The following is a 19,063-nucleotide window of genomic DNA, read 5'->3' on the forward strand; positions in this document are numbered from 1 at the left end:
TCTTCCTCCTTTTCTCAGCTTCTTATGGTCGCAATGGCCCTAGTAAGATCGGCAATAGCTTGCCTTAGTTCCGTCACCTGTTCTGTAAGTGGTTGCTGTGGTTCTAATACCTCTCCGGGATTCGAATCGTCTGGATAATAAAACTGAATCTTTTTAGTGCTAGGGTCAAACCTCCAACTCGTTGATCTTGAAAAGTCTTCAGCGTATTGTCCATATTCAAAGGTGGTCATTTCAACAGCTTCCGGACTATAGCCAGCTAATTCTGCATATAACGCAAAGTCTTGCTCCTTCGTTGACTCGACAAGAGCACCTTCCATCTCGTTTCTTTGAGCAATAATATTTCCTGTGACTTTATCCCAAAAGAAGCGACGCCCGAGTCTATTTACCACTTCCATTAATCTACCTCCTAAATTCCAAATACAAAATAACTATCATACCAAGTTTTCATGCTGCTAGGAACAGCTCTCTCCAAAGCAATCGAATTTGAATAAAAGATAACACTTAGATACGAAGCAGCTTGCGGGCTACCACCATTCATATACAAAGCAACCTCTTTGCCATACCGTAGTGCTGACCCATCTAAATATGCGAGTGCATCCCCCACCGCGGTACCATTCACCTCATTTAAAGAACCAGAACAAGAGTAACGAACAACTACCAGCAGAGGTTTAAAAGCAAGATTAGATATAGTGTATGGTATAGTTGCAGATTGGCCTATTTGTCCGCTTGCAAATTTCAGACTTGAAGGTATCTGACCTATTTTCGCAGCCAACGAGTTGAAAGGATCTTCCATTGTCGCGGGCACACCTTTAGCAACCAGTGCATCTATAAACGCTCGCTTGCTTAAAGTGCCTGTCTGCTCTCCGCCATCGTTTGTAAATGTAAAGCCTGATTCAACTTGCGCAGGCTGCGCGTTACCCGTACCTCCTGCGCTATCTGCCAAAAAATCCGCACCCACCCGCCTGAATGTGTACGGCATCCCCGCTTTAAGCTTGGCCGCCGTATAAGCAATGCCCTTTTGGTCTTTTAACGCCACAGGACCTAGCCCGTTAATATTAAGCGTTGGGTTAGCACCGCATTCCGTATGCGGCACGACCGTTATTCCGAAGCCTGCCGGAATACTCGCAGGAACTGGTGACAAGGTAGCAGTATAGGCCGTAGACGTCCCGGAAGTCACCGCATAGGCTGGGGACCGCACATAATCAGCCTTCGTCACCGTTTCTGCCAATTGCTCGCTTAGCCCATTCACTCGATTAATCGGCACACTCCCCTCAGCCAGCACCGCCCCGTTAATCGCACCTTCCGCACCAATCGGTACGTTTTTAAGCACAACCATTGCGACCTCGGACGTTTTCGAGATGCCTTCCAACAGATTAAGCTTCGCCCGCTGGGTCACCATCCCGGACCCATTCCGAACTGTATTCGTAATGGTGTATTGCGTTGCATCCAGTGTTGCCCGGTTAATCGACACCAGCAGCGTATCAGTGTTTGAGTCAAAGGTATCGAGCGGAATCTCAAATGAAGTCTGATTATTGGTCGTTGCTGTCACCAGCAGCGGATAGCTAACCAATTTGGGTATGCCCGTTTCTGTTACAAGACCGATTTGTTGGTCGGTATAGGCTTTGGACTGCACTGTCACTTCTTCCTTCGCCTTCTTCACTGCATTCGGGGTTGCTGCATCCGTTACCGACGTGCTATTTGTTGAATCGTTAAGCTGCACCTTCCCCTTAGCCGTCAAGCTCGCGTCAGGGATATCAACCTTGATCCCCCCGACCGCCGCATCGATCTTATCCCAGTTGTCATTCAACATGGTCTTGATATTAAAAGTCTCGTTCCCATCTGTTACCGGGTCCTTCTTATGCAACCCTAGATTTGGTGTGCTGCTTGGCAAATCAAACACCTCCTGCAAATTTAGATAATGGGATTTTCTCGAGCTGGTTCAGCGTCTTAATCCCTTCAATGTCGCGGATCAGCAGGTAGCTGAACTCATACTCCACCGCCATATGCGCCGGCTTGATCTCCTCGATCACAGCCTTCAGGTCCTCCAGATTCGGTGGGATGCCAATCGTGTCCACGAACCGGATGGTAAAAGAATACTCCGCCGGCGCAAACGTCACGTTCACCGTCCCGCCGTCGTACGATTCCGCCACGTTCTTCACGAGGCGGCCGGTGAAATTCCCGGCTCCGCGGAGCCGGGACTCAACCAGCGCCCGGCGCTGCTCGACCGGCTTGCCCGGCTCGGGCGGAATGCCCAGCTCAGCCTCCCAGCGGTCTAGCCCCCAGGTGGCTGTTTTCACAAAAAACTGATCCAGCGTCTCGTCCATTGCCGCATAAAGCGAGTCCAGCTCCGCGCCCTTGGCATCCATGTCCGCCTTCATCACCCGGGATGTCTCGTAATACCCTGGCAGGAAGGAGAGCATCTCCTTCCCGCGTGTACTCTTCATCACAAAATCATTCATATACATCCACCGTTCCCAGCACTGCCACCTGACCCGGTGAGATCTGCAGGTTCGTATTATTCACGCCATTTACCGTCAGGTCGGCGTAGTCGATAATAGCGGAGAGATCCAGCAGAACAGCGGCAATGCGGGTATAACGGACGAGCGGATCGGCAAAAGCCACCGTTTTCAAATACTCGCGAACCCCCTTCTCAATCATTGCCTTCACCAAACCGAGTGAAGCTCCACTAGCCAGCGTAAGCTTCACACGGATGCTAACAGGCACCTCTTCCGCCGCCATTACCGTAACCACCGCACCAGCCGGAGCGGCTCCAAGTCCCTGACCGTCCTGGGACGGATCAATATACTTCTGAACGGCAGCGACCGTCTCGGCATTAGCGGCTCTTTTGTCCGTATCCAGCAAATAAATGCCAACTGTCCCCGGCCCTTTCCAGAGCGGACGGACCTGCACTCCACCAACTCCGGGCTGATCGAACGCCCATTGGGTGTACTGAGCCTTGTTTCCGCTAGTTCCCGGGCTGCGGACCTTGCCGTAAAACCGCTCCAGCAGCGAAGCGTCCGATTCCACGTCCGCACCTCCCTTGGTTTCGGCTTCGTTGACCACCGAAGTGATTCCACTAAGCGATGTGGTCATCACGGTAATGGTCCCCGCAGGAACATTCCCGTTTTTCCCGGCGACTTCCGCCTGCACATTGATTTTGCAAACACCCTCATCCCCAATGACCGCATCCACCGTAGTTGCAAATTCAATAGACACCTCACGGGACAACTCATCCGCCGGGGTTGCGACAACTGTCCCTTCAGGCACCAGTGTCCCCGGCTTCCCGATGAAGATCACCTCTCCCCTTGCTGCCACCGCCTCACGCCGGACCACCCCGTGCTCCGCGCAGCGCAGGTCCAGATATTCACCATAGGCCGTCTGAGCGAACCCTCGCTCAAGCACCTGCTGTGCCCATACCGCAGCTTCACTCAGCATAAAAGCCGCAGGAGCCGCGGCATCCCACATAAAAGAACCCTCCGATTTGTCCAAATCAGAGGGCACCCGTGCGAGCATCCGCCGCATTATTTCTTCCTCAGTCTGATCCTCCAAATATAAAGGCAGCTCTGTCATTAGACCACCACACTTCCTTGTAAAGTCACCTGCTCATCCCTTACACTGGACACCTTACAGGTGAAGGAGCACGCCTCTCCAGACCAGGCAAATATAAACCCATCCACCCGTTCAGTCCGGCTGTCCGTCATCAGCGCCTCGGCAATCATGCGCTGAATCTCGCTTTCATAGACCGCTCGCGACACGCCAGAGCCGATCAAATCCTCCAGCTCATGACCGTAGTCGCGGGAATACACGAGATAACGATACCTCGGCGTACGGATCACCTTCATGCACCACTGAATCCAAGCTTCCTGCTCATCCGCCACGGCCAATTTACCAGTCGGAGTCATAATAAACTCCCCGGCTTCATAATCAAATCTCCAGCTGCGGCCGAACATCACGTTGTCATCAGCAGCACCTTCCACTGCTTCATTTTCCGTGAACTCACTCTCCAACGGAAAAAGATTAGGCATGTCCATTCACCACCTTACACAGCACCACCACATCCTGCCCGCCGTTCAGGCGAAAAGCGAGGACGCGGTCGCCCGGCTGAAAGCCTTTTTTCACATCTAAAAGCGTCTTCTCAATGTCCGTCTTGGCAAATTTAAACTTCCCCTGACCATCAATCCCCTCGCCAGTACTATCCCGAAGCCCCTCCACGGAGCCGGAAATCGCAAAATCCGGGAGCTTTAACGTTCCCGGAAGCTCAGCCACCAAATATTCCGGGATCTCATGTTTGAAATCATCAAGCTTAAGCCCCCCGGCGGTTATCGTTCCCAGCACAGCTCCCGTGCCGCTCAGAGCCTGTTTGGTGTGTGCCGACATGGCGGTATTCACAAGAGAAGCAAGGGAGCCAAAAGCATCTTCACTCAAGATAAAACCTCCTTCTCACATCATCCATGGGAGCAAGCTCCAGGGTCATCGTCCCGGCGCTTTTCAGTTCCCGGCTGACAGAAGTTACAATTAAACGCTGCCCGCTCAGCATGACCACATCTCCGGCACGGATCGTATTCACATCCAGTCCTGTCACCGTAAGGAGACGCTGTACGCCTGCAAGCTTGCTGGCAGCCAGTTTTTTGGCGGCAGCTTCTGTCTTGACTGAGTCGTCCTGGACAATCTTAAGCAGTGTGCCCAGCTTGTCCGTCTGCCCTTTGGCGATCGCCAGCACCTTGGACGGCGTCTCTTCTCCGGCGCTGTCCGACGTGCCGAGCACCTTCACCTCAGTAACCGCCCCCTCCAGTGTTCTGGACTGGGACGCCTCTGTAAGATTTTCAAGTACATAGACCTTTGAATTCGAGCCGAGCTTGTACAGCGTAAGTCCGCCGGATACCATCCTTGGGTGGAACAAATCACCGCCGAGCTTTGCCGTCTCTCTCAGGTCATTTGTCATCATCGAATAGATGGTCTGAGTGCGGTACATGGCCCGGCCCAGCTTGGTCTTCGTGTCAGGCATGTTTTTGTCGAGTGGAATATGCCAGTGCTGCGCATATTTGCGCATCCGCTCATTCGCCGTCTGCCCTTTCGGGAACAGATATTCATCCTCGGACCGGTCCAGATAAATGGTCTTATCATATACCGTCAGCGTCAGCCGTTTCGGGCTGCCGGAGCTCTCGCACTCCCACACCACACCCGGGTGCAGCAGCGTTACCATCCCACTACCGCCAAAAGGAATCCCGCTCACCCGTATCTCCTGCCCTGGATCAACAGCAGGAAGACTATCGTTGACAACGAGAGTAATCGTCGCCTGATAAGCGATCTGATCCAGCGAGTCACGCAGAGAAATGCTCTCCACGAGTGGGGTGAGATCGTATTTATTTTGCAAAATGACTTTATAATTCACCTCATGCCTGCCGCCGCTCATGGCATCACCAGCTTCTGTCCGACCTTGATCTTATTCGGATCTTTCCCAATGACCTGCTTATTCAGTTTGTAGATGTCACTCCAGCGGGAGCTTGAACCAAGCTGCAGTTTAGCGATCTTGGAAAGCGAGTCTCCGGGTTTGACGGCGTAGGTTTTAGGTGTTTTCTTAAGATCGGGTCTGCTAACCTTCGTGCTCGCTCCCTTTCCTCCAGCTGCTGTATTGATTCTACCCACCTTCAGGTCTCTCCAAGTCCGCATGGTCAGATCAAAATACACGTCCCCCGTCTCCCCGCCCCGGAAGGTGGAGTTATGGGAAGTGATGATGACCAGCACATTCACCTGGGTATCGGTAATGATCAGCCGCAGCGGAGTTTTGCTGTGCATAAAGGTCGTCAGCTTGTTCATCGCCGTCTGCGGATCAGGCACAGGATTGTAATTGCAGTAGCTCTCGTTATACTCTCTTGGAAAAAAAGAAGAGAAGGTGATCTCCTTCACCCTCTCTCCCTGCGGAAAATCAAAATCTCCTAGCGACAAAAGGGATACCGTATCGTATCCCCGCTCACGCGTAATCTGTACCTCCTCAGGATTCACGGGAAATACAAATTTCTCCCCGTTCCCATCCGTCAGACTAAATTCCATACCGGAAATCATAGTTCACCTCCAGCATCTAATTGGCTAAAAATTTAGGTTTGCTGTTCTGCATGGCCCCTCTAAGCTGAGCCGCAACCCGCTGCCCAACCTGAGCCGCAATTGCATCATAGTCGATCTGTCCGTTCGAGGCCTGTACCTGAACGGCGCCAACCGGCATGTTGACGTTAATTTGATTAGTTGTCTCTAGCTTCAGGTTTTTGATTTCATTAAGTAAGCCATTTAACTGCGGCTCTGAAATTCGCACCGTTTGCATCTGCCCGTTCCCTGGCCCAGCAGGGATAGAACTCTTCGACTGAGCTTTCGCTGCTACTGCGCCAGTTGCCGATCCAGCGGCTGCTGCCGCGGCCAGGGATGCCCCTGTTGCTGCCGCTGAAGGAGGCCTTGGAGGTGGCAGCTTCGGTAGCGGAGCCCTGAATGTTGGCTTAGGCTCTTCCTTCTTCTTTCCCCAAAAGAAGTTCCCGATAGCACTTCCAATGTCACTGCCAGCGATACTTCCAATTAATCCACCGGCTGCGGCCCCAATTGCGGTTCCCACACCTGGGAAAATCATCGTGCCAATCGCTCCACCAGCTGAGGCCCCTGCCCAGCCGCCTGCGGCCGAGCCTACCGCCCGATTACGCTCCTCTCCAGGCTTAGCTTTGGCAATGTCAATGACATCCATTGCTGTGCTGAGTGGACCAAGAACTTTTTTGCCAATGTTCATTGCACCTTTAAAAAGGCTTTTCCCGGTATCAAACAGCCCGCTGAAAAATCCCTTGGCAGGTGAAGCTGATTTTGCAGCCTCGGCCACTTTGTTCAATGGCGGTGTCACAGCGGGTTTTGGCAGGACAGCAGGTTGTGGTGGTGGAACAACCGGTTTTGGCGGAACAGCTGCTGCTGGAGATGTATTGACCGCTGCAGGATTCGGCAAGATCGGAGACCCTGCCTGTATATTTAATGCAGGGGATTTTCCACCTGCCAAGGAGTCCGTCAATGTTTTTGTCGGAGTATCCGTTATGGATTTGGGCACAGCAGGGGACTTGCTGTTTCTGGTTTGCCTGCCTCTGTTTTTCCCGCCTTCACGGGGAGTTTTATTACTGACATCTCGGTTTTTATCTGAAAAAGTTTCGGTAGCATCATTGCCGGATTTACCTCTCTTTTTCTCTTTTCTTTTATCAAAATAGCCCTTACCTTTTTCAAACAAATCAGAGGCATCATTTAATCCTCCGATTATGCTTGTTGCCATATCAATCCAGTCTTTCAGACCACCCTCTTCCTCTCCCTTACAGCTACACTCCACCGCCAGCTTTCCCCCGGGAAAGATTTCGCTAAGTGCTGCCTTAAATGAAGCTGTAAGCTCGTCCGAACTAATTGTCGTCACGCTCACAGTAGTGCTTGGTGTAGTTGGAGCAGCGGTTCCCATCGGCATACCCTTCAGCCATTTTCCAAGTGCAGAAGCCAAGTCCCCAAAGACAACCTCTACCTTCTCCTTAATATTGACTCGGTAAGCAGCCGGTTTAGAAAGATACCTAAGGTGCACTTGGTCCAGAGCTCTCGATAAATTCTTTACAGACTGGGTCATCCGGTCAACCATGTTGACCTGGGACATGAGCTGTACGCGCTCAAGCTTTTTCACCCGCTTCTGGATAGAGTCAAGATATTTATCCATGTTTTTTAGCTCTCGGTTACCCTTGATCAGGCTCTGAAAGCCAACATTTACATTTAGCTTAACATCCGAAATTTCATTCATATCATGCGTTCACCCCCTTCTTTACGAACTACTCCCCGCCAGCATATCCAGCTCCAGCTCGGAGAAGGCAAGCAGCAGCTTGCGCTCTCCCTGCGGCAGCGTCCAGAACACTCCGGGACGGAGATGATGCCGCGACCACATGTGGTACAGCATCGTCGTCATTCCGCCGGAGTGAATCAGTTTTTTAGGTCTTCAATCGACACGCCGAAGCCCGACAGCTCCAGCACCTTGTCGCCCACAGCGTCAAGCTCTCCGGCCAGCAGCATGCGGCGGACGGCCTGATCGCCGCCGGACAGCTTCAGGCGGCTGACAATACGGGGATCGCCCCAGCCGCTGAGCTGAAGTCCTTTGACTTCAAGCTGCGCCGTGGCTTCCGAGATGAGCAGCGCGTTGAATACTTCAGTGTCCACCTTCTCCTCAGCCCGGCCCTTCACGGTTTTGCGGATCGTGCAGCGCTCGCGGATACTATCGACCTTGCTGGATGTGAGTCCCCGCAGCACCAACTTCATATCCAGACGCTGAATAAATACAGCCTCTTCAGGCAGCTTGTTCGCCGCCTCAAAGAGGCTGTCCAGAATTTGCTCTTCACTTAAGTTTTCATTTAGGGTCATGATTATCTTCCTCCGGCTTAATATAGTTACTTAGCTTGCAGCTATATAAGATGAACTATTGATTTACACGTAAGGAAGCCATATGAAATGTTCCGCAGGATCGCTGTTGCCCCCCGATTTCTTGAATTAAATGTATAAGGTCGAAGTCCGGTCACAAAGCTTATGCTTCCAATGTAGCTTTCTTTCAGAAAGCTTGTAGGCGAACGCTTCGCTTCTCCAGAATCATTTCACACTCTTGCCTATTGGTAATTCTTAAGTTCAACTTATATAGATCAATGCCTGCCAATTAATTGGCAACAATCGGGTCTACCAGCTCATATCCCTCAAAGGTGAACGTGGTTTCCTCAGCCACCTCTTCGCCGGCCGTCCAGTTCGCGAGCTGGATCTTATCCGGGGAGCAGCGGATCAGCTTAACAGACTCATAGCCGTAGGCTTCCGGGTCAGCTAGCTTGGAGATAATTTCAAATTTGGTGAATCCCCGGTTGATCATATCAGAGGTGATCTTATAACCGCTCATTGTACCTGTGCCCTTCTTGATCCCGTTCTTATGAACCTTCCAATCGGCGCCGCACAGATTCAGCTCACGCTTCTCCATCTCCACACTGGCTTCCAGCTTGTTAATATGTGTCTGCCAGACTCCGTCAATATGAACCTGACCGTATGTGCCAAGAATAATTTTTGATGCATCCAACATATTTTCTCATCTCCTCAAGAGTTATTATTGAACGTAAAATGTTCCAAACAGCTGCTCCATCACATCAGACAGCTTGGCATCCCAGTGCAGATACACTTGGTCCGGTTCCGGTTTATGGGCAGCCGACGGACCATAATAATCCGGGTCCAGTTCAACATTAAATCCGGTGGATTCAATCACACCGCTGGAAGCCAGCTGACGCAGATACTCCTTGCATGCCCCAATCAACGCTAGACGGCCTTCCGCGGTATTGTTCACCTTACCGATATAGGTTTCCTCAGCCGAACGCTGAAGATCGGCGTTAATGGCATCCAGCACACGGATGGTACGAATCTTCTTCCACGCGCTGTTTTGTCCCGTACCCGGCACAATCAGACTGTTCACACCGCGCAGCGCCTTAACCTGGCGGCCATCATGAACGAGCAGGAACACCCCATTCTTCACAGCCACTTCCTGTTCGGAACGTGTCCATCTGCGGGTTACGTCCTCAAATGGCGCCGCCGAATAGGTGGTCGATTCATTGAGCTTCTGGCCCGCGATCAAACCAGCCACATAAGCGGCTGTCTGGGCGGAGCTGTATTCCGTGCCGCCAAACACCACACCGGTTCCCACATTCACGATACCTTCGTGATTGAACAGTGCGGAACGGGCAGCTGCCTTGCTTGCTGCATCCGCTGCTTTGTCATCTGCAGCAGCACCGCCAAATACGGCAATCGCCTTCTTGCCTTCCTTGCGTACCCGCTTCAGCCAAGCCGCAAAGCTCTGGAGCAGAGCTGTGTCCGTCACGCCGTCCAGGGACAGCACATCGAACTCGCGGGTCTCCAAAGCATTTTGCGCCTCAATATAATCGCTGTTCTTAACTCCGCTAATACCGCTGACTCCACCCGTAAAAGCAGTATCCGTCACATTCGCAAGCGGACTCTGGCTCTCGGCGAGCTTCACAGCAGTAACCCACTTGTTCGATGGATGTTGATTCAACGCATCCACCACCGCATCCACCTGCCCTGTCCCGATGCCAAAGGTATACAGCAGCGTGGTGTTCTCATACAGCTTCAGTTCCTTCACTGAGCTGTCACCAAGGCTTGGCTGCACTGTTACTTTGAACTGATTAGCCCGGCTGCCTGGATATTTTGCCTCAAGCTTAAGAACTTCGGCTTTGCCATCCTGGAGAGTGAGCGAGGCTGGAGCAGCTGTGCTGTCCGCTAACCGGTACGCCAGAAGCTTCTTCGGACCCCCGAGCAGGGCTAAATATAGAGAGGTAAAAGCTGTTGCACCACCCATGTCACCGCTTGTGAACACTTCACGAATCGCAGCTTCACTCCCGATTTCCACGAATTCACGAACCGGTCCCCAGTTCGCCTTGACGGGAATGACAACTGTCCCACGGCTGCCGGGCTGAATCGCCGACGCAGCTGCAGCTTCAAAATTCATATATAATCCGGGAAGGACTTGTCCTTCCGTAGTTGACCAATTTCCTCCTGCCATTTCACTTCACCTTCGCTTTCAAAAATTGTTGTACCAATTCGGCGGATTCCAGTACGGAGTATTTCTCCCGGGCTGTGCCATACAGCGCTCCGGCCAGAACTTCCGGTTTGACATGAAAAAGAGCCTCGGATTTCTCCGAAAGCTCCTCAATTGAATATTGAATTTCTGTTTCGCTGAGTCCTGCCTGTTCGACCGCAGCTGTTGCCTTAGCCGCTCTGTCTGCTTTTCGCAGCATATCCACTCACCTCATTTGTTCAGGATTGGGTTTATAATAAATCTTTTGCATAAGCGGTTCCTCGGGGAAGGTCCGGCCTGTCTTCATGGATAACAAAACGGTGAGCTGTCCCGCAGCAATCCGGTCTGCCTGAGGGTTTGCCGTGCATTCACGCACTACCGCATACCTCTTTCCAGCAGCTTCAAGCGGCAGCTTGACCTGACCCCCAATCGCTTCAAGCAGCCTTCTGACCGTTCCCTGTTCTTCTTCAGGGCTTCGCCCGATCACATGAACGGAGAATCGGTGCTCATTTTCCAGACCAGACGATTGGGTCATTTTCAACTCGCTGCCCGTAAGTCTCCACAATACACAGGGCCTCTTATAGCCCGAAGGCCACCAGCCGGAATACACCGCCCATTCAGGACCAAGAATGCCCTCTGTCCAACTCTGCAGTCCCGTTAACCAGGGGTCCTCCGGATCGCTGGGCAGCAGGTTCGATGAAGGGTTCATCACCGAGAATCTTAAAGTGCGTGCCGCAGCTTTACGCTCCGTATCCACCGTATCCCCACCCACATTTCCCGTATAGATACACGTGATGGATTGCCCCGGGTCAGACGTCAGCACTTCTTCGTTAAGCGCCCGAATGATCTGTTCCGACAGCTGATCTACCTCGGTGAATCCTCCGGCTCCATATGGAATCACATCGAAATATCTCCGGTACCCAGTCCATGGGGATTCCACCGTTTCTTCCCCCTGCTTCACAATACACAGTGGAAGTGGCAGGCTTAACGCGGCATCCACATCATACACTCGTCCCGCGAGCTCGGGAACAGCCATACTGATCTTTTGCTTAATGACTCCTCTCATATTCAGCTCCTTTCTCCATCAAGGTGAACGGGAAGCCGCAGATGATGACCGCGGTAAAATAAATAGCCGGACTCTCGTATAGAGCCGGCTGTGCAATAAGGGCATGTGCGCCTTCGGTATCTCTTTGCTTAACTTCCCGATGATATAACTATAACACCGTTTTTGCCTAATGAACGGCCAGCTTCCGGCCAAGAAGCGGCCACTTTCCGGCCACGAGCATTCGATGCCGTATTTCGCTGGCAACTCGGCTGCACGGTGTTGTTCGGGTTTTACCTTTTGTATGTATTTGCTCCCCGAATGTCCGCAATTCCACCTATTAAAATCCTCAAGTTCCAGCCACTCATCATCTGCTGTGTTGTATCTTCTCCCCAAACTTTAGATCTTTCGTCTTCTCTCCCTGATAAAAACAGTACTGGAAACAACAAAACCAGTTGATCCAAGCTCAACTGGTCCATACTTTTAAGTCCTATATCAAAAGCAAGAGGTATCTCACAATTAGAGCCTTAAGAATCTAGTAATGCCCTATTTTATCATCTAACCCTCCAAGCGGCTGTTCTACCTTAAGGTTTTATCAAATTCTTCTGCTTCGCTCAATAACCGCTTTATCCCTAGTGCCTGCTGCCTACTGCCTGCTGCTCTCGCCCTAGCCGATCCTCTCCAGCTTAAGCCAGTACCTCCAACCTAAGGGCAAGCGCCAGCTTGTACATGGCCTGGGCCTTAACTCTGCGGTATTTCCGCTCACTTACGCCCAGATCTCCACAGACGAGATAATCGTAAGTATCATCCGTATCCAAATACCTCAGCCGAATCAGCTCCCGTTCCATTTCATTCAGGCACATCAGCGCTTTATCCAGCATAACCACCTTCTTCTCCATAACCTGCTCACGATCCACATTCCAGACAGCCGTGTTCTCCGTTGTCTTGCTTACGAGGTTCGTGGAACCGTGGACCCTTGGTTCATACCTGCCAACGGTTCCCACCTCCCGGCGGATGATTCCAATACGTTTATAGATGCGGACCGTCTCAAGCTCTTCCTCCACCCGTTTACGGGTCGCTTCCTTATTCACAGCCGGCAGTTCATAAGTTAATTGCAGAGCATGTCCATTGTTCTTCATTGTATATGCATCCCCAATCCAGTTTATTTGGGCAACAATTTGTTTCCTGACACTTTTTATTATACGCAACAAATTGTTTCTGTCAACACAAAATAGAAACTAATTGTTGCTTATCTATTTATATAGGGTATAATAATAGTAAGCGAGGTGATGAAGTGTTTACGGAACGATTGTCACAATTAAGACTGTCCAAGGGCTTGACCCACCAAGATATGGCTGATAAATTAGGGATGACACGGCAGGGATACGGACATTACGAGTCCGGCAAGCGCACGGTCGATTCCGAAACCTTATCGGCCATCGCAGATATCCTGGATGTGGATGCGGACTACCTGCTCGGACGGACTCCAAGTCCCAAGCCGACCCATGAAGAGACCGGCATCGCCTTCTATGGCGGCCCGGATAAATATAGCCAAGATGAGATTGAAGTCATGGAAGCCGCCCTCAAGGCCTACCGGGAACAGAAGAAGAAATTCCTGAAGTAATTTGACCGCCCTTTTCGGAGGGCTTTATTTTTCACCAAATATACGAACATACATTCTTATAACTGGAGGAATCTGTTATGGATTTATCCCTTTATTGTGAGACCGAGCTTGAGAACTGGATCAGCTCCAGGTACATAGAACATGGAATTCATCACCCTGCCGATTTGAACATTGAGGAGATCTGTGCCGCTTTTGCGGTTGATCTTGTGGAATATGAAGGACCACCCTTCAGCTGTAATCAGAGTGATGTTATATTTCTGCCCAAACGGATGGATGCCCGGGTCAGACGTGTTGTCTTCTTCCACGAGCTGTGTCATGTTCTCAGGCATGCGGGTAATCAGAAGCATATGCCGGAATTGTTCCTGCAGCATCAGGAGATGGAAGCAGAGCGATTTCTCCAGTATGCGGCGGCTCCATTTTTCATGATCAAGGAACTGCCCCTTTCGGAGAGCCAGAAGGAATCTGTGGATATTATTGCCTCGGAATTCTCTCTGCCTTATGAACTTGCGTATAACCGCCTGCTGCAGATTCAGAACCGGATTCTTAACCAGGTCACCACGAAGGAAAGCACCCGTTATATGCAGCAGCTGAATGAAGCTGACAGCAACGGAGAGCACGCGCCAGGCGGCCCACCACCGGCGGCTCCTTCCAAGGAGACCAGGCGAATTTTAAACCAGCTGTATGCCCAGCTGGACAAAGGAGTGAGCAAATCATGGCCAAAATAGGAATTATTTCCGAGTACAATGTGTATGCTGAGGCTCCCTCGCTGCTGCTTGTCAAGTTAAGCCCGGCCGAGAGGGATTGGTCAAGCATGCTGTATTTGAAGGTTGCTCCCCCTTGGGAGCACTTTGAACTCGAGGAGTTTGGCGATGCGTCCGGAATTACCGTTCTTCTGGAAGACATTACTGTTCTGGACTCAGAGGACCACATTATCGGGGTTAATCTCCCGCAAATTTATAGACGCCATCAGGTTGATGAGGTAGATCAGCTGGTCATCCGGCTTCAGGACGTGGAGGAGGTTCTAGGAGCTTATATGTAAGCCACCTTAACATGACAAAACCGGGAAGAGTCATTCTTCCCGGTATCCTTCAAACTGCTTATCGGTGCTCGATCAGATCGATGGCTCCAAGTACAATATGTGCCAGTCCAAAGCCCAATGCTCCGGTTGCCGCCAGCTTGTACCTCGTTCCCAGCAGGGAAGCGGCTGAAGCCGAGACAACAGCGCCCAGTACGGTTGGAATCAAACCTTCACGCATGCCTAACACTCCCTTTAAGTGGTTTGAAAGACACTAATATACTGTGTGAAGTGAGCGCAATTTATTCATCCCGGACTTCATCTCGGAGGAATTCGGTCCACTCTTCCCCGGCCATACAGCAGCCTAAGCTCCTCTAATACAGCCGGTTCCTCGTTCTCTATACACCACTGGCGCAGAGCTTCAATCGCTTTAATCTTGCCATTTCCGCTATCCCGCCATGTTAATAGTTCCGCCACCTTGACCATAAGCGCCACTAGGCTGCTGTTGTCCTGCTTGGTCTTCTCTGCTTTGATCTTCTGATACAGAGCCTCTCTCTCCCAATCCAGCAGGATCTCTTCCCCAATTGTAGGTTTCAGTAGAGAATATACTTTGCTGCATCCAGGACAGCGAACAGCTTCGACCTGTTGGCTTCTAAACCGGACTGCAATCTCGTGCTGGCAAACCTGGCAATCGAATTTAACATGGATCTCAGGTATGAAATCTTCCATTTGTATAGCCCCCCAACTTGGATGAAGCATTCGCGTCAAAAGTACAATATCTTTACCCAAAACTAGTAACCGGGAATCTGCTGTCACCACAAGTTGTTCATAGAACGAAATCGGCGGACCGTCAAAATGGATTTTTTCGCTTGTATATGGATATATTTTCTATTTCAACTATACCATATTTATTCCGATCAACAACCTCTAACTTCAAAATAACAAAGACGAGCCCGGAAGCCCGCCTTGTAGGTAAATGATGGTATTTGGGACACTTGGAATGTGCACTGTCTTATGCTTTAGACGAAAGTACGGCTGATAATAACCAGCAGAATGAACAGAACTAAAATCACACCAGTAGAAGTAAACACATTGTTAACAGGACGATTTTCTTGGCATTCGCTCATGTTGTTCCCTCCTCTCGTCTCAGGTACAAGGTAATGTATGCTCGGTACATCTGCATCGTAAGGGCATTCTGGTAATGTATATGCATTTTTCTATGTATGTCATAAGAGTGAGCCATCATGAGGACAAAATTGGACACCTTATTCGCAAAATAAGCAGCCTCTTAAAAAGCTTATCCGGCCGCATACAAACGACTATCCCCCACCGCGCCTGGTGGGCGGGCTGGAGGATTGTCGATACTCTATAAGTTATGCTGAGTGCTTCCTTATCTATATTAATCCTGTTATAGCTGCATTAATCCTGTTATAGCTGCATCGCTTTCTTGGCGTTTTTCACATCGTCAGCAAGAAGCTGATCCAGATTATAAGCTGGATACAGGTTCCGTTCGAGCATGAAATAGAACACTTTTCCGTGCAGATTGATTGCGTTATTCAGCTGCTTCTGGAAGGTTTCCCTCAGCTGCGGAGTTGCCGTCTCCGTAATGGCAATTGCGTAATTGCGGACGGCTGTCTTGGCGAACAGCAGCAAGTGAGCCGCATGAAAAGCTGTCAGGTCTCCGGAAGGTATACTTCTTGTTCCAACCACAGGTGCCTGTGAGAAGTAAGGCAGCAGTTCCTTCAGATTCTTCTCCAGGCTTCTTATCGTCTCTTCGTAGAGCGCACGGAGCTGCGGGTCAGTCACACCTGGTAATGTCATCTTGAATCCCATCAGGTGATTGGACTGGAAAGCTACTAGCTCGTGCATCTCCAAAGTCTCGTGCCAAGCTAAATGTTGTTTATTACGGTACAATATGATCCCTCCAAATTCTTGATGGGATAGCATATGCCCAGACCGATTAGAGGGGGACTGTCAACGGGATAATTAAGCGTGCTTTTTTATAAAATGAAGTAAGGGAACAACTCCTAGAACAAATTAAAGGACCGTCTTTGGAGACGGCCCCCTTGAATCAGTCTATTGATAAAGAAATTCACTTCAGTATAGGGTGGGTATCGGAGGGCATGACACGGATCTTATGAATCTAGGATCTAACCCATAATAAAACCAGAACTGGCCACTCCAACGATAACCTGAAACTTCACCATACTCAACCCTTGTTGGATAATACCAGAAGCTATCCCCATTCCAAAGCCATATATAAGTGAAATTGTGTATACAATCGATAATGTAAGATGGCCCAAATGGCATGGGCGGGGCATAAGAAGGTGGTGGAGGCAGCGCATCCGCAGGTGATCCAGGCAACGGCAGAAAAGACATTTTAACTTCACTCCTCTACAAGTTCTGTTCTAACAAAACGATGATAAGTAACTCCAAAAGCACTGACGTAAGATTTGAGCGTAACTAGCATGAAAATGGACTTGGTCCGAACAGGCAACACCCCCCGCATAACTAAATCGTACTTCTTATATAATTATGCTCGGGCCTTAGCCTAGGTTCCTCAATCAATACTCCGATTGACGCAGGACACGCTGCAAAATCAAGCAGTACAATGAACTTCTGAACAGCAAAAAACCCTTGCTCAGCAAGGGTTCTTCACATTATGGGCCCTGAGGGACTTGAACCCCCGACCAATCGGTTATGAGCCGACCGCTCTAACCAACTGAGCTAAGGGCCCTTGTTACCTTAATTAACAAGTATTGCGGGGGCAGGATTTGAACCTGCGGCCTTCGGGTTATGAGCCCGACGAGCTACCGGGCTGCTCCACCCCGCGTCAGTAAATAGCGACATCTAATAATATAACCCATAACCAGGCCCTTAGTCAAGAGTCTTGTTTCAGATGATGAATCTCACCCCATATTTGCCCCGACGGGATCGGAAAATTTCAATTTCGCTCAGGTCATCCAAGCCATAGATCCAGCCGTCATGTTCCAGCCTTCTAGCCAGACAGCCCGCCTGGAATTTCGTCCGATATAATTTATTGAAATAGACCCAACGCATACAATTCGCTCACTTTCTGTAGATTTTATTCTTAATTAGCCCTATTATGCCCATTTCTGGTCCAAATAAAGCTTTTTTTCTCCCCTTATAATTCCCTCCTTTTGTTATTTCAACCTTTTATACAAAAACAAAACGACCTCCCAGATTTACGCCTGGAAGGTCGCTACACGATGAAGCTACGACATGCTCAGTGTATTATTTGGCTGTCCCGCTGCCCCCAGCCTTGGAAGGAACCGGAGTTCCATCTGGAGTAAAGGTGGCCGTAGGGTCCTTTTCCAAATATTTGAGCATCTCATTTCCCTTAGACTCCCACTCAGCCAAGCCTTCCTTGACCGTTTTCTTTCCATCCACCACTTCCTGGAAGGCTGCTGTTGCGGCTATATATATCGCCCTGTTCAGCTGTGGCTTCTTGGAGGAAAGCTCCTCTTCATTCGCATTTGCTGGAGGAGCTGGGCTCAGCTTCAAAAAAGCCTCCACGTTATAGTTTTCTCCGTCGACCGGCTTGATAAAGGATTTGCGTGTCACCATTTCATAGCTGACAGACTTTGCTTTTACCTTAGCCCACTCCGGACTGTTCACGGACTTTATAAATTCCCACGCCGTGTCTGGACTCGGAGCATTGCTGTTAATCGCCATAGCATCACCAATATAAATACTGCTTCCTACGCCCGGTTTCTCAGGGTGTACCGGAGGAGTTACGACTCCCCATTCAATCGGGGTCATTTTCTTATTCGTTTTGGCTGCCTTATTATATCCTATCAATTCCCGGACTTTACTTATGTCGCCGAGTTCCATTGCAATCTTTCCAGTCATAATCCCGGTTTTGCTCATATCAACTATAGTTCCATCCTCTATTTCACCAGAGCCACCGTCGATAATTTTATCTTTATGCAGCTTGGACAATGTATTCCATACCTTTTCCCATCCAGGCGTATTAACGGTCATCTTCTCGGCTTTTTCATCATACATTTTGAGTCCTAGAGGTGCGGCATAAGTCCTCATATTAATTATTGGTGTTGCTCCGATGGGTGAAAGGCTTATTCCAGTGATGTGATCTTTCCCCTCACCGCTGGTAACACGTCGCGCTAATTCAAAGACTTCATCATAGGTCATGCCATCTCTGGGCAGCTCCACGCCCGCTTTCTGGAATATTCCTTTGTTGTAGTATAGAGCTGCCGGCTGGAATGTTGGAGACAAGGCATACAGCGTATCCTTTCCACTAATTTGTTTGAGTCCTTCCAGTACACCCGGAACAATATCCGAAGTATCGAACTTGTCCTGCTGAATCAAAGGATCCAGCTCTTTAAGCATATTGCTGTCAGCCAGTTTCTTCAGCGAGGTTGTGTCCGCCACAACGACATCCGGCGGATTGGTGCCTTTCATAAGTTTCTTCATATTGCCTATAACATCCGTTGTCTGAAATGAGCTATCTCCCACATCCGTGAACTGATTCACTGCCATCGAGGATACAACCTCTACCGTAACATTAGGATGGGTATATTCAAATGCATCCACATACTTTTGTCTGAACCAATCCTCCGATCCCCCATACAGCATCGCAATCCGTAACACCTTGTTCTCCTTCGTTTCAGCCGCTTTATTTTCAGAACAAGCAGCTAAGAGTGATGTTAACAATAGAAGAGTAAGACATACCACAATTGCTTTTTTTCTTTTACCTTTCCTAAAATTCACTTCATTTCCTCCTTAAGCTAAATACAATATTTC

24 protein-coding genes and 2 tRNA genes are annotated in these 19,063 nt (G+C 50.0%); 3 read left to right on the plus strand and 23 right to left on the minus strand.

Annotation, left to right across the window (positions count from 1 at the left end):
* Positions 1-14: 14 nt before the first annotated feature.
* The 16 genes from KJS63_RS03445 to KJS63_RS03515 all read right to left on the minus strand — a co-directional run bounded on the left by KJS63_RS03445 (position 15) and on the right by KJS63_RS03515 (position 12,778).
* Positions 15-395 (minus strand): hypothetical protein, encoded by a 381-nt coding sequence (locus KJS63_RS03445; protein ID WP_213617949.1) that lies wholly within the window; start codon positions 393-395, stop codon positions 15-17.
* A gap of 11 nt (positions 396-406) precedes the next feature.
* Positions 407-1,891 (minus strand): phage tail protein, encoded by a 1,485-nt coding sequence (locus KJS63_RS03450; protein ID WP_213617950.1) that lies wholly within the window; start codon positions 1,889-1,891, stop codon positions 407-409.
* Position 1,892: 1 nt separating this feature from the next.
* Positions 1,893-2,459 carry a YmfQ family protein gene (locus tag KJS63_RS03455; protein WP_213617951.1) on the minus strand — a complete coding sequence of 189 codons (567 nt, stop codon included), beginning with the start codon at positions 2,457-2,459 and terminating at the stop codon, positions 1,893-1,895.
* On the minus strand, positions 2,452-3,570 hold the full coding sequence (locus tag KJS63_RS03460) for a baseplate J/gp47 family protein (RefSeq protein WP_213617952.1): 1,119 nt from the start codon (positions 3,568-3,570) through the stop codon (positions 2,452-2,454). Before KJS63_RS03460 ends, KJS63_RS03455 begins: the two co-directional genes overlap by 8 nt.
* On the minus strand, positions 3,570-4,025 hold the full coding sequence (locus KJS63_RS03465; protein ID WP_213617953.1) for a DUF2634 domain-containing protein: 456 nt from the start codon (positions 4,023-4,025) through the stop codon (positions 3,570-3,572). Before KJS63_RS03465 ends, KJS63_RS03460 begins: the two co-directional genes overlap by 1 nt.
* Positions 4,018-4,377 (minus strand): hypothetical protein, encoded by a 360-nt coding sequence (locus tag KJS63_RS03470; protein ID WP_374706253.1) that lies wholly within the window; start codon positions 4,375-4,377, stop codon positions 4,018-4,020. Before KJS63_RS03470 ends, KJS63_RS03465 begins: the two co-directional genes overlap by 8 nt.
* A 40-nt stretch (positions 4,378-4,417) precedes the next feature.
* Complete coding sequence (locus KJS63_RS03475) at positions 4,418-5,392, minus strand: XkdQ/YqbQ family protein (RefSeq protein WP_213618316.1); 975 nt, start codon at positions 5,390-5,392, stop codon at positions 4,418-4,420.
* A 17-nt stretch (positions 5,393-5,409) separates the two neighbouring features.
* Positions 5,410-6,051, minus strand: a complete 642-nt coding sequence (locus KJS63_RS03480) for a LysM peptidoglycan-binding domain-containing protein (protein ID WP_213618317.1) — start codon at positions 6,049-6,051, stop codon at positions 5,410-5,412.
* A 28-nt stretch (positions 6,052-6,079) separates the two neighbouring features.
* A complete protein-coding gene (locus KJS63_RS03485) occupies positions 6,080-7,711 on the minus strand; it encodes a hypothetical protein (RefSeq protein ID WP_213617955.1) in 1,632 nt (543 codons plus the stop codon).
* 102 nt (positions 7,712-7,813) lie between these two features.
* Positions 7,814-7,945 (minus strand): hypothetical protein, encoded by a 132-nt coding sequence (locus KJS63_RS26395; protein WP_262363151.1) that lies wholly within the window; start codon positions 7,943-7,945, stop codon positions 7,814-7,816.
* Positions 7,946-7,968: 23 nt separating this feature from the next.
* Positions 7,969-8,403: a phage tail assembly chaperone gene (locus KJS63_RS03490; RefSeq protein WP_213617956.1), complete on the minus strand. Its 435-nt coding sequence runs from the start codon at positions 8,401-8,403 to the stop codon at positions 7,969-7,971.
* Between the two features lie 286 nt (positions 8,404-8,689).
* On the minus strand, positions 8,690-9,097 hold the full coding sequence (locus KJS63_RS03495; protein ID WP_068616443.1) for a phage tail tube protein: 408 nt from the start codon (positions 9,095-9,097) through the stop codon (positions 8,690-8,692).
* A 24-nt stretch (positions 9,098-9,121) separates the two neighbouring features.
* Positions 9,122-10,582, minus strand: a complete 1,461-nt coding sequence (locus KJS63_RS03500; RefSeq protein ID WP_213617957.1) for a phage tail sheath family protein — start codon at positions 10,580-10,582, stop codon at positions 9,122-9,124.
* Between the two features lies 1 nt (position 10,583).
* Positions 10,584-10,817 (minus strand): YqzN/YkzM domain-containing protein, encoded by a 234-nt coding sequence (locus tag KJS63_RS03505; RefSeq protein ID WP_213618344.1) that lies wholly within the window; start codon positions 10,815-10,817, stop codon positions 10,584-10,586.
* Between the two features lie 6 nt (positions 10,818-10,823).
* Positions 10,824-11,663 carry a hypothetical protein gene (locus KJS63_RS03510; protein ID WP_213617958.1) on the minus strand — a complete coding sequence of 280 codons (840 nt, stop codon included), beginning with the start codon at positions 11,661-11,663 and terminating at the stop codon, positions 10,824-10,826.
* A 662-nt stretch (positions 11,664-12,325) separates the two neighbouring features.
* On the minus strand, positions 12,326-12,778 hold the full coding sequence (locus tag KJS63_RS03515) for an ArpU family phage packaging/lysis transcriptional regulator (RefSeq protein ID WP_068616433.1): 453 nt from the start codon (positions 12,776-12,778) through the stop codon (positions 12,326-12,328).
* Positions 12,779-12,933: 155 nt separating this feature from the next.
* Here KJS63_RS03515 and KJS63_RS03520 point away from each other — a divergent pair, with 155 nt between their 5' ends.
* The 3 genes from KJS63_RS03520 to KJS63_RS03530 all read left to right on the plus strand — a co-directional run bounded on the left by KJS63_RS03520 (position 12,934) and on the right by KJS63_RS03530 (position 14,302).
* The gene (locus KJS63_RS03520; RefSeq protein WP_082926844.1) at positions 12,934-13,263 is read left to right on the plus strand and encodes a helix-turn-helix domain-containing protein; all 330 of its coding nucleotides are present in this window, start codon (positions 12,934-12,936) and stop codon (positions 13,261-13,263) included.
* Positions 13,264-13,340: 77 nt separating this feature from the next.
* Positions 13,341-13,988: an ImmA/IrrE family metallo-endopeptidase gene (locus tag KJS63_RS03525; RefSeq protein WP_213617959.1), complete on the plus strand. Its 648-nt coding sequence runs from the start codon at positions 13,341-13,343 to the stop codon at positions 13,986-13,988.
* Positions 13,976-14,302 carry a hypothetical protein gene (locus KJS63_RS03530; protein ID WP_082926843.1) on the plus strand — a complete coding sequence of 109 codons (327 nt, stop codon included), beginning with the start codon at positions 13,976-13,978 and terminating at the stop codon, positions 14,300-14,302. The genes KJS63_RS03525 and KJS63_RS03530 overlap by 13 nt, the downstream gene beginning before the upstream one ends.
* 58 nt (positions 14,303-14,360) lie before the next feature.
* Here the strand turns inward: KJS63_RS03530 and KJS63_RS03535 are convergent, their stop codons facing one another.
* The 7 genes from KJS63_RS03535 to KJS63_RS03565 all read right to left on the minus strand — a co-directional run bounded on the left by KJS63_RS03535 (position 14,361) and on the right by KJS63_RS03565 (position 19,030).
* A complete protein-coding gene (locus KJS63_RS03535) occupies positions 14,361-14,519 on the minus strand; it encodes an asparagine synthase (protein WP_068616430.1) in 159 nt (52 codons plus the stop codon).
* A gap of 77 nt (positions 14,520-14,596) precedes the next feature.
* Complete coding sequence (locus tag KJS63_RS03540) at positions 14,597-15,007, minus strand: hypothetical protein (RefSeq protein ID WP_068616428.1); 411 nt, start codon at positions 15,005-15,007, stop codon at positions 14,597-14,599.
* Between the two features lie 290 nt (positions 15,008-15,297).
* Complete coding sequence (locus tag KJS63_RS03545; RefSeq protein WP_082926842.1) at positions 15,298-15,405, minus strand: sporulation protein YjcZ; 108 nt, start codon at positions 15,403-15,405, stop codon at positions 15,298-15,300.
* A gap of 301 nt (positions 15,406-15,706) precedes the next feature.
* A complete protein-coding gene (locus tag KJS63_RS03550; protein ID WP_213617960.1) occupies positions 15,707-16,225 on the minus strand; it encodes a spore coat protein in 519 nt (172 codons plus the stop codon).
* A gap of 716 nt (positions 16,226-16,941) precedes the next feature.
* Positions 16,942-17,015 (minus strand) — tRNA-Ile (locus tag KJS63_RS03555).
* Between the two features lie 22 nt (positions 17,016-17,037).
* A tRNA-Met gene (locus KJS63_RS03560) sits at positions 17,038-17,111 on the minus strand.
* Between the two features lie 422 nt (positions 17,112-17,533).
* Complete coding sequence (locus KJS63_RS03565; RefSeq protein ID WP_213617961.1) at positions 17,534-19,030, minus strand: ABC transporter substrate-binding protein; 1,497 nt, start codon at positions 19,028-19,030, stop codon at positions 17,534-17,536.
* Positions 19,031-19,063 lie beyond the last annotated feature (33 nt).

This window comes from Paenibacillus sp. J22TS3, from assembly GCF_018403205.1.
Classification (GTDB): domain Bacteria; phylum Bacillota; class Bacilli; order Paenibacillales; family Paenibacillaceae; genus Fontibacillus; species Fontibacillus tuaregi.

What these genes read in the sequence shown, in the direction of transcription:
- KJS63_RS03445 (WP_213617949.1), bottom strand. Translation starts at nt 395, where the DNA reads ATGGAAGTGGTAAATAGACTCGGGCGTCGCTTCTTTTGGGATAAAGTC.
- KJS63_RS03455 (WP_213617951.1), bottom strand. Translation starts at nt 2,459, where the DNA reads ATGAATGATTTTGTGATGAAGAGTACACGCGGGAAGGAGATGCTCTCC.
- KJS63_RS03460 (WP_213617952.1), bottom strand. Translation starts at nt 3,570, where the DNA reads ATGACAGAGCTGCCTTTATATTTGGAGGATCAGACTGAGGAAGAAATA.
- KJS63_RS03465 (WP_213617953.1), bottom strand. Translation starts at nt 4,025, where the DNA reads ATGCCTAATCTTTTTCCGTTGGAGAGTGAGTTCACGGAAAATGAAGCA.
- KJS63_RS03470 (WP_374706253.1), bottom strand. Translation starts at nt 4,377, where the DNA reads ATGTCGGCACACACCAAACAGGCTCTGAGCGGCACGGGAGCTGTGCTG.
- KJS63_RS03480 (WP_213618317.1), bottom strand. Translation starts at nt 6,051, where the DNA reads ATGGAATTTAGTCTGACGGATGGGAACGGGGAGAAATTTGTATTTCCC.
- KJS63_RS03485 (WP_213617955.1), bottom strand. Translation starts at nt 7,711, where the DNA reads ATGGATAAATATCTTGACTCTATCCAGAAGCGGGTGAAAAAGCTTGAG.
- KJS63_RS26395 (WP_262363151.1), bottom strand. Translation starts at nt 7,945, where the DNA reads ATGCTGTACCACATGTGGTCGCGGCATCATCTCCGTCCCGGAGTGTTC.
- KJS63_RS03490 (WP_213617956.1), bottom strand. Translation starts at nt 8,403, where the DNA reads ATGACCCTAAATGAAAACTTAAGTGAAGAGCAAATTCTGGACAGCCTC.
- KJS63_RS03495 (WP_068616443.1), bottom strand. Translation starts at nt 9,097, where the DNA reads ATGTTGGATGCATCAAAAATTATTCTTGGCACATACGGTCAGGTTCAT.
- KJS63_RS03500 (WP_213617957.1), bottom strand. Translation starts at nt 10,582, where the DNA reads ATGGCAGGAGGAAATTGGTCAACTACGGAAGGACAAGTCCTTCCCGGA.
- KJS63_RS03505 (WP_213618344.1), bottom strand. Translation starts at nt 10,817, where the DNA reads ATGCTGCGAAAAGCAGACAGAGCGGCTAAGGCAACAGCTGCGGTCGAA.
- KJS63_RS03510 (WP_213617958.1), bottom strand. Translation starts at nt 11,663, where the DNA reads ATGAGAGGAGTCATTAAGCAAAAGATCAGTATGGCTGTTCCCGAGCTC.
- KJS63_RS03515 (WP_068616433.1), bottom strand. Translation starts at nt 12,778, where the DNA reads ATGAAGAACAATGGACATGCTCTGCAATTAACTTATGAACTGCCGGCT.
- KJS63_RS03525 (WP_213617959.1), top strand. Translation starts at nt 13,341, where the DNA reads ATGGATTTATCCCTTTATTGTGAGACCGAGCTTGAGAACTGGATCAGC.
- KJS63_RS03530 (WP_082926843.1), top strand. Translation starts at nt 13,976, where the DNA reads ATGGCCAAAATAGGAATTATTTCCGAGTACAATGTGTATGCTGAGGCT.
- KJS63_RS03535 (WP_068616430.1), bottom strand. Translation starts at nt 14,519, where the DNA reads ATGCGTGAAGGTTTGATTCCAACCGTACTGGGCGCTGTTGTCTCGGCT.
- KJS63_RS03540 (WP_068616428.1), bottom strand. Translation starts at nt 15,007, where the DNA reads ATGGAAGATTTCATACCTGAGATCCATGTTAAATTCGATTGCCAGGTT.
- KJS63_RS03545 (WP_082926842.1), bottom strand. Translation starts at nt 15,405, where the DNA reads ATGAGCGAATGCCAAGAAAATCGTCCTGTTAACAATGTGTTTACTTCT.
- KJS63_RS03550 (WP_213617960.1), bottom strand. Translation starts at nt 16,225, where the DNA reads ATGCTATCCCATCAAGAATTTGGAGGGATCATATTGTACCGTAATAAA.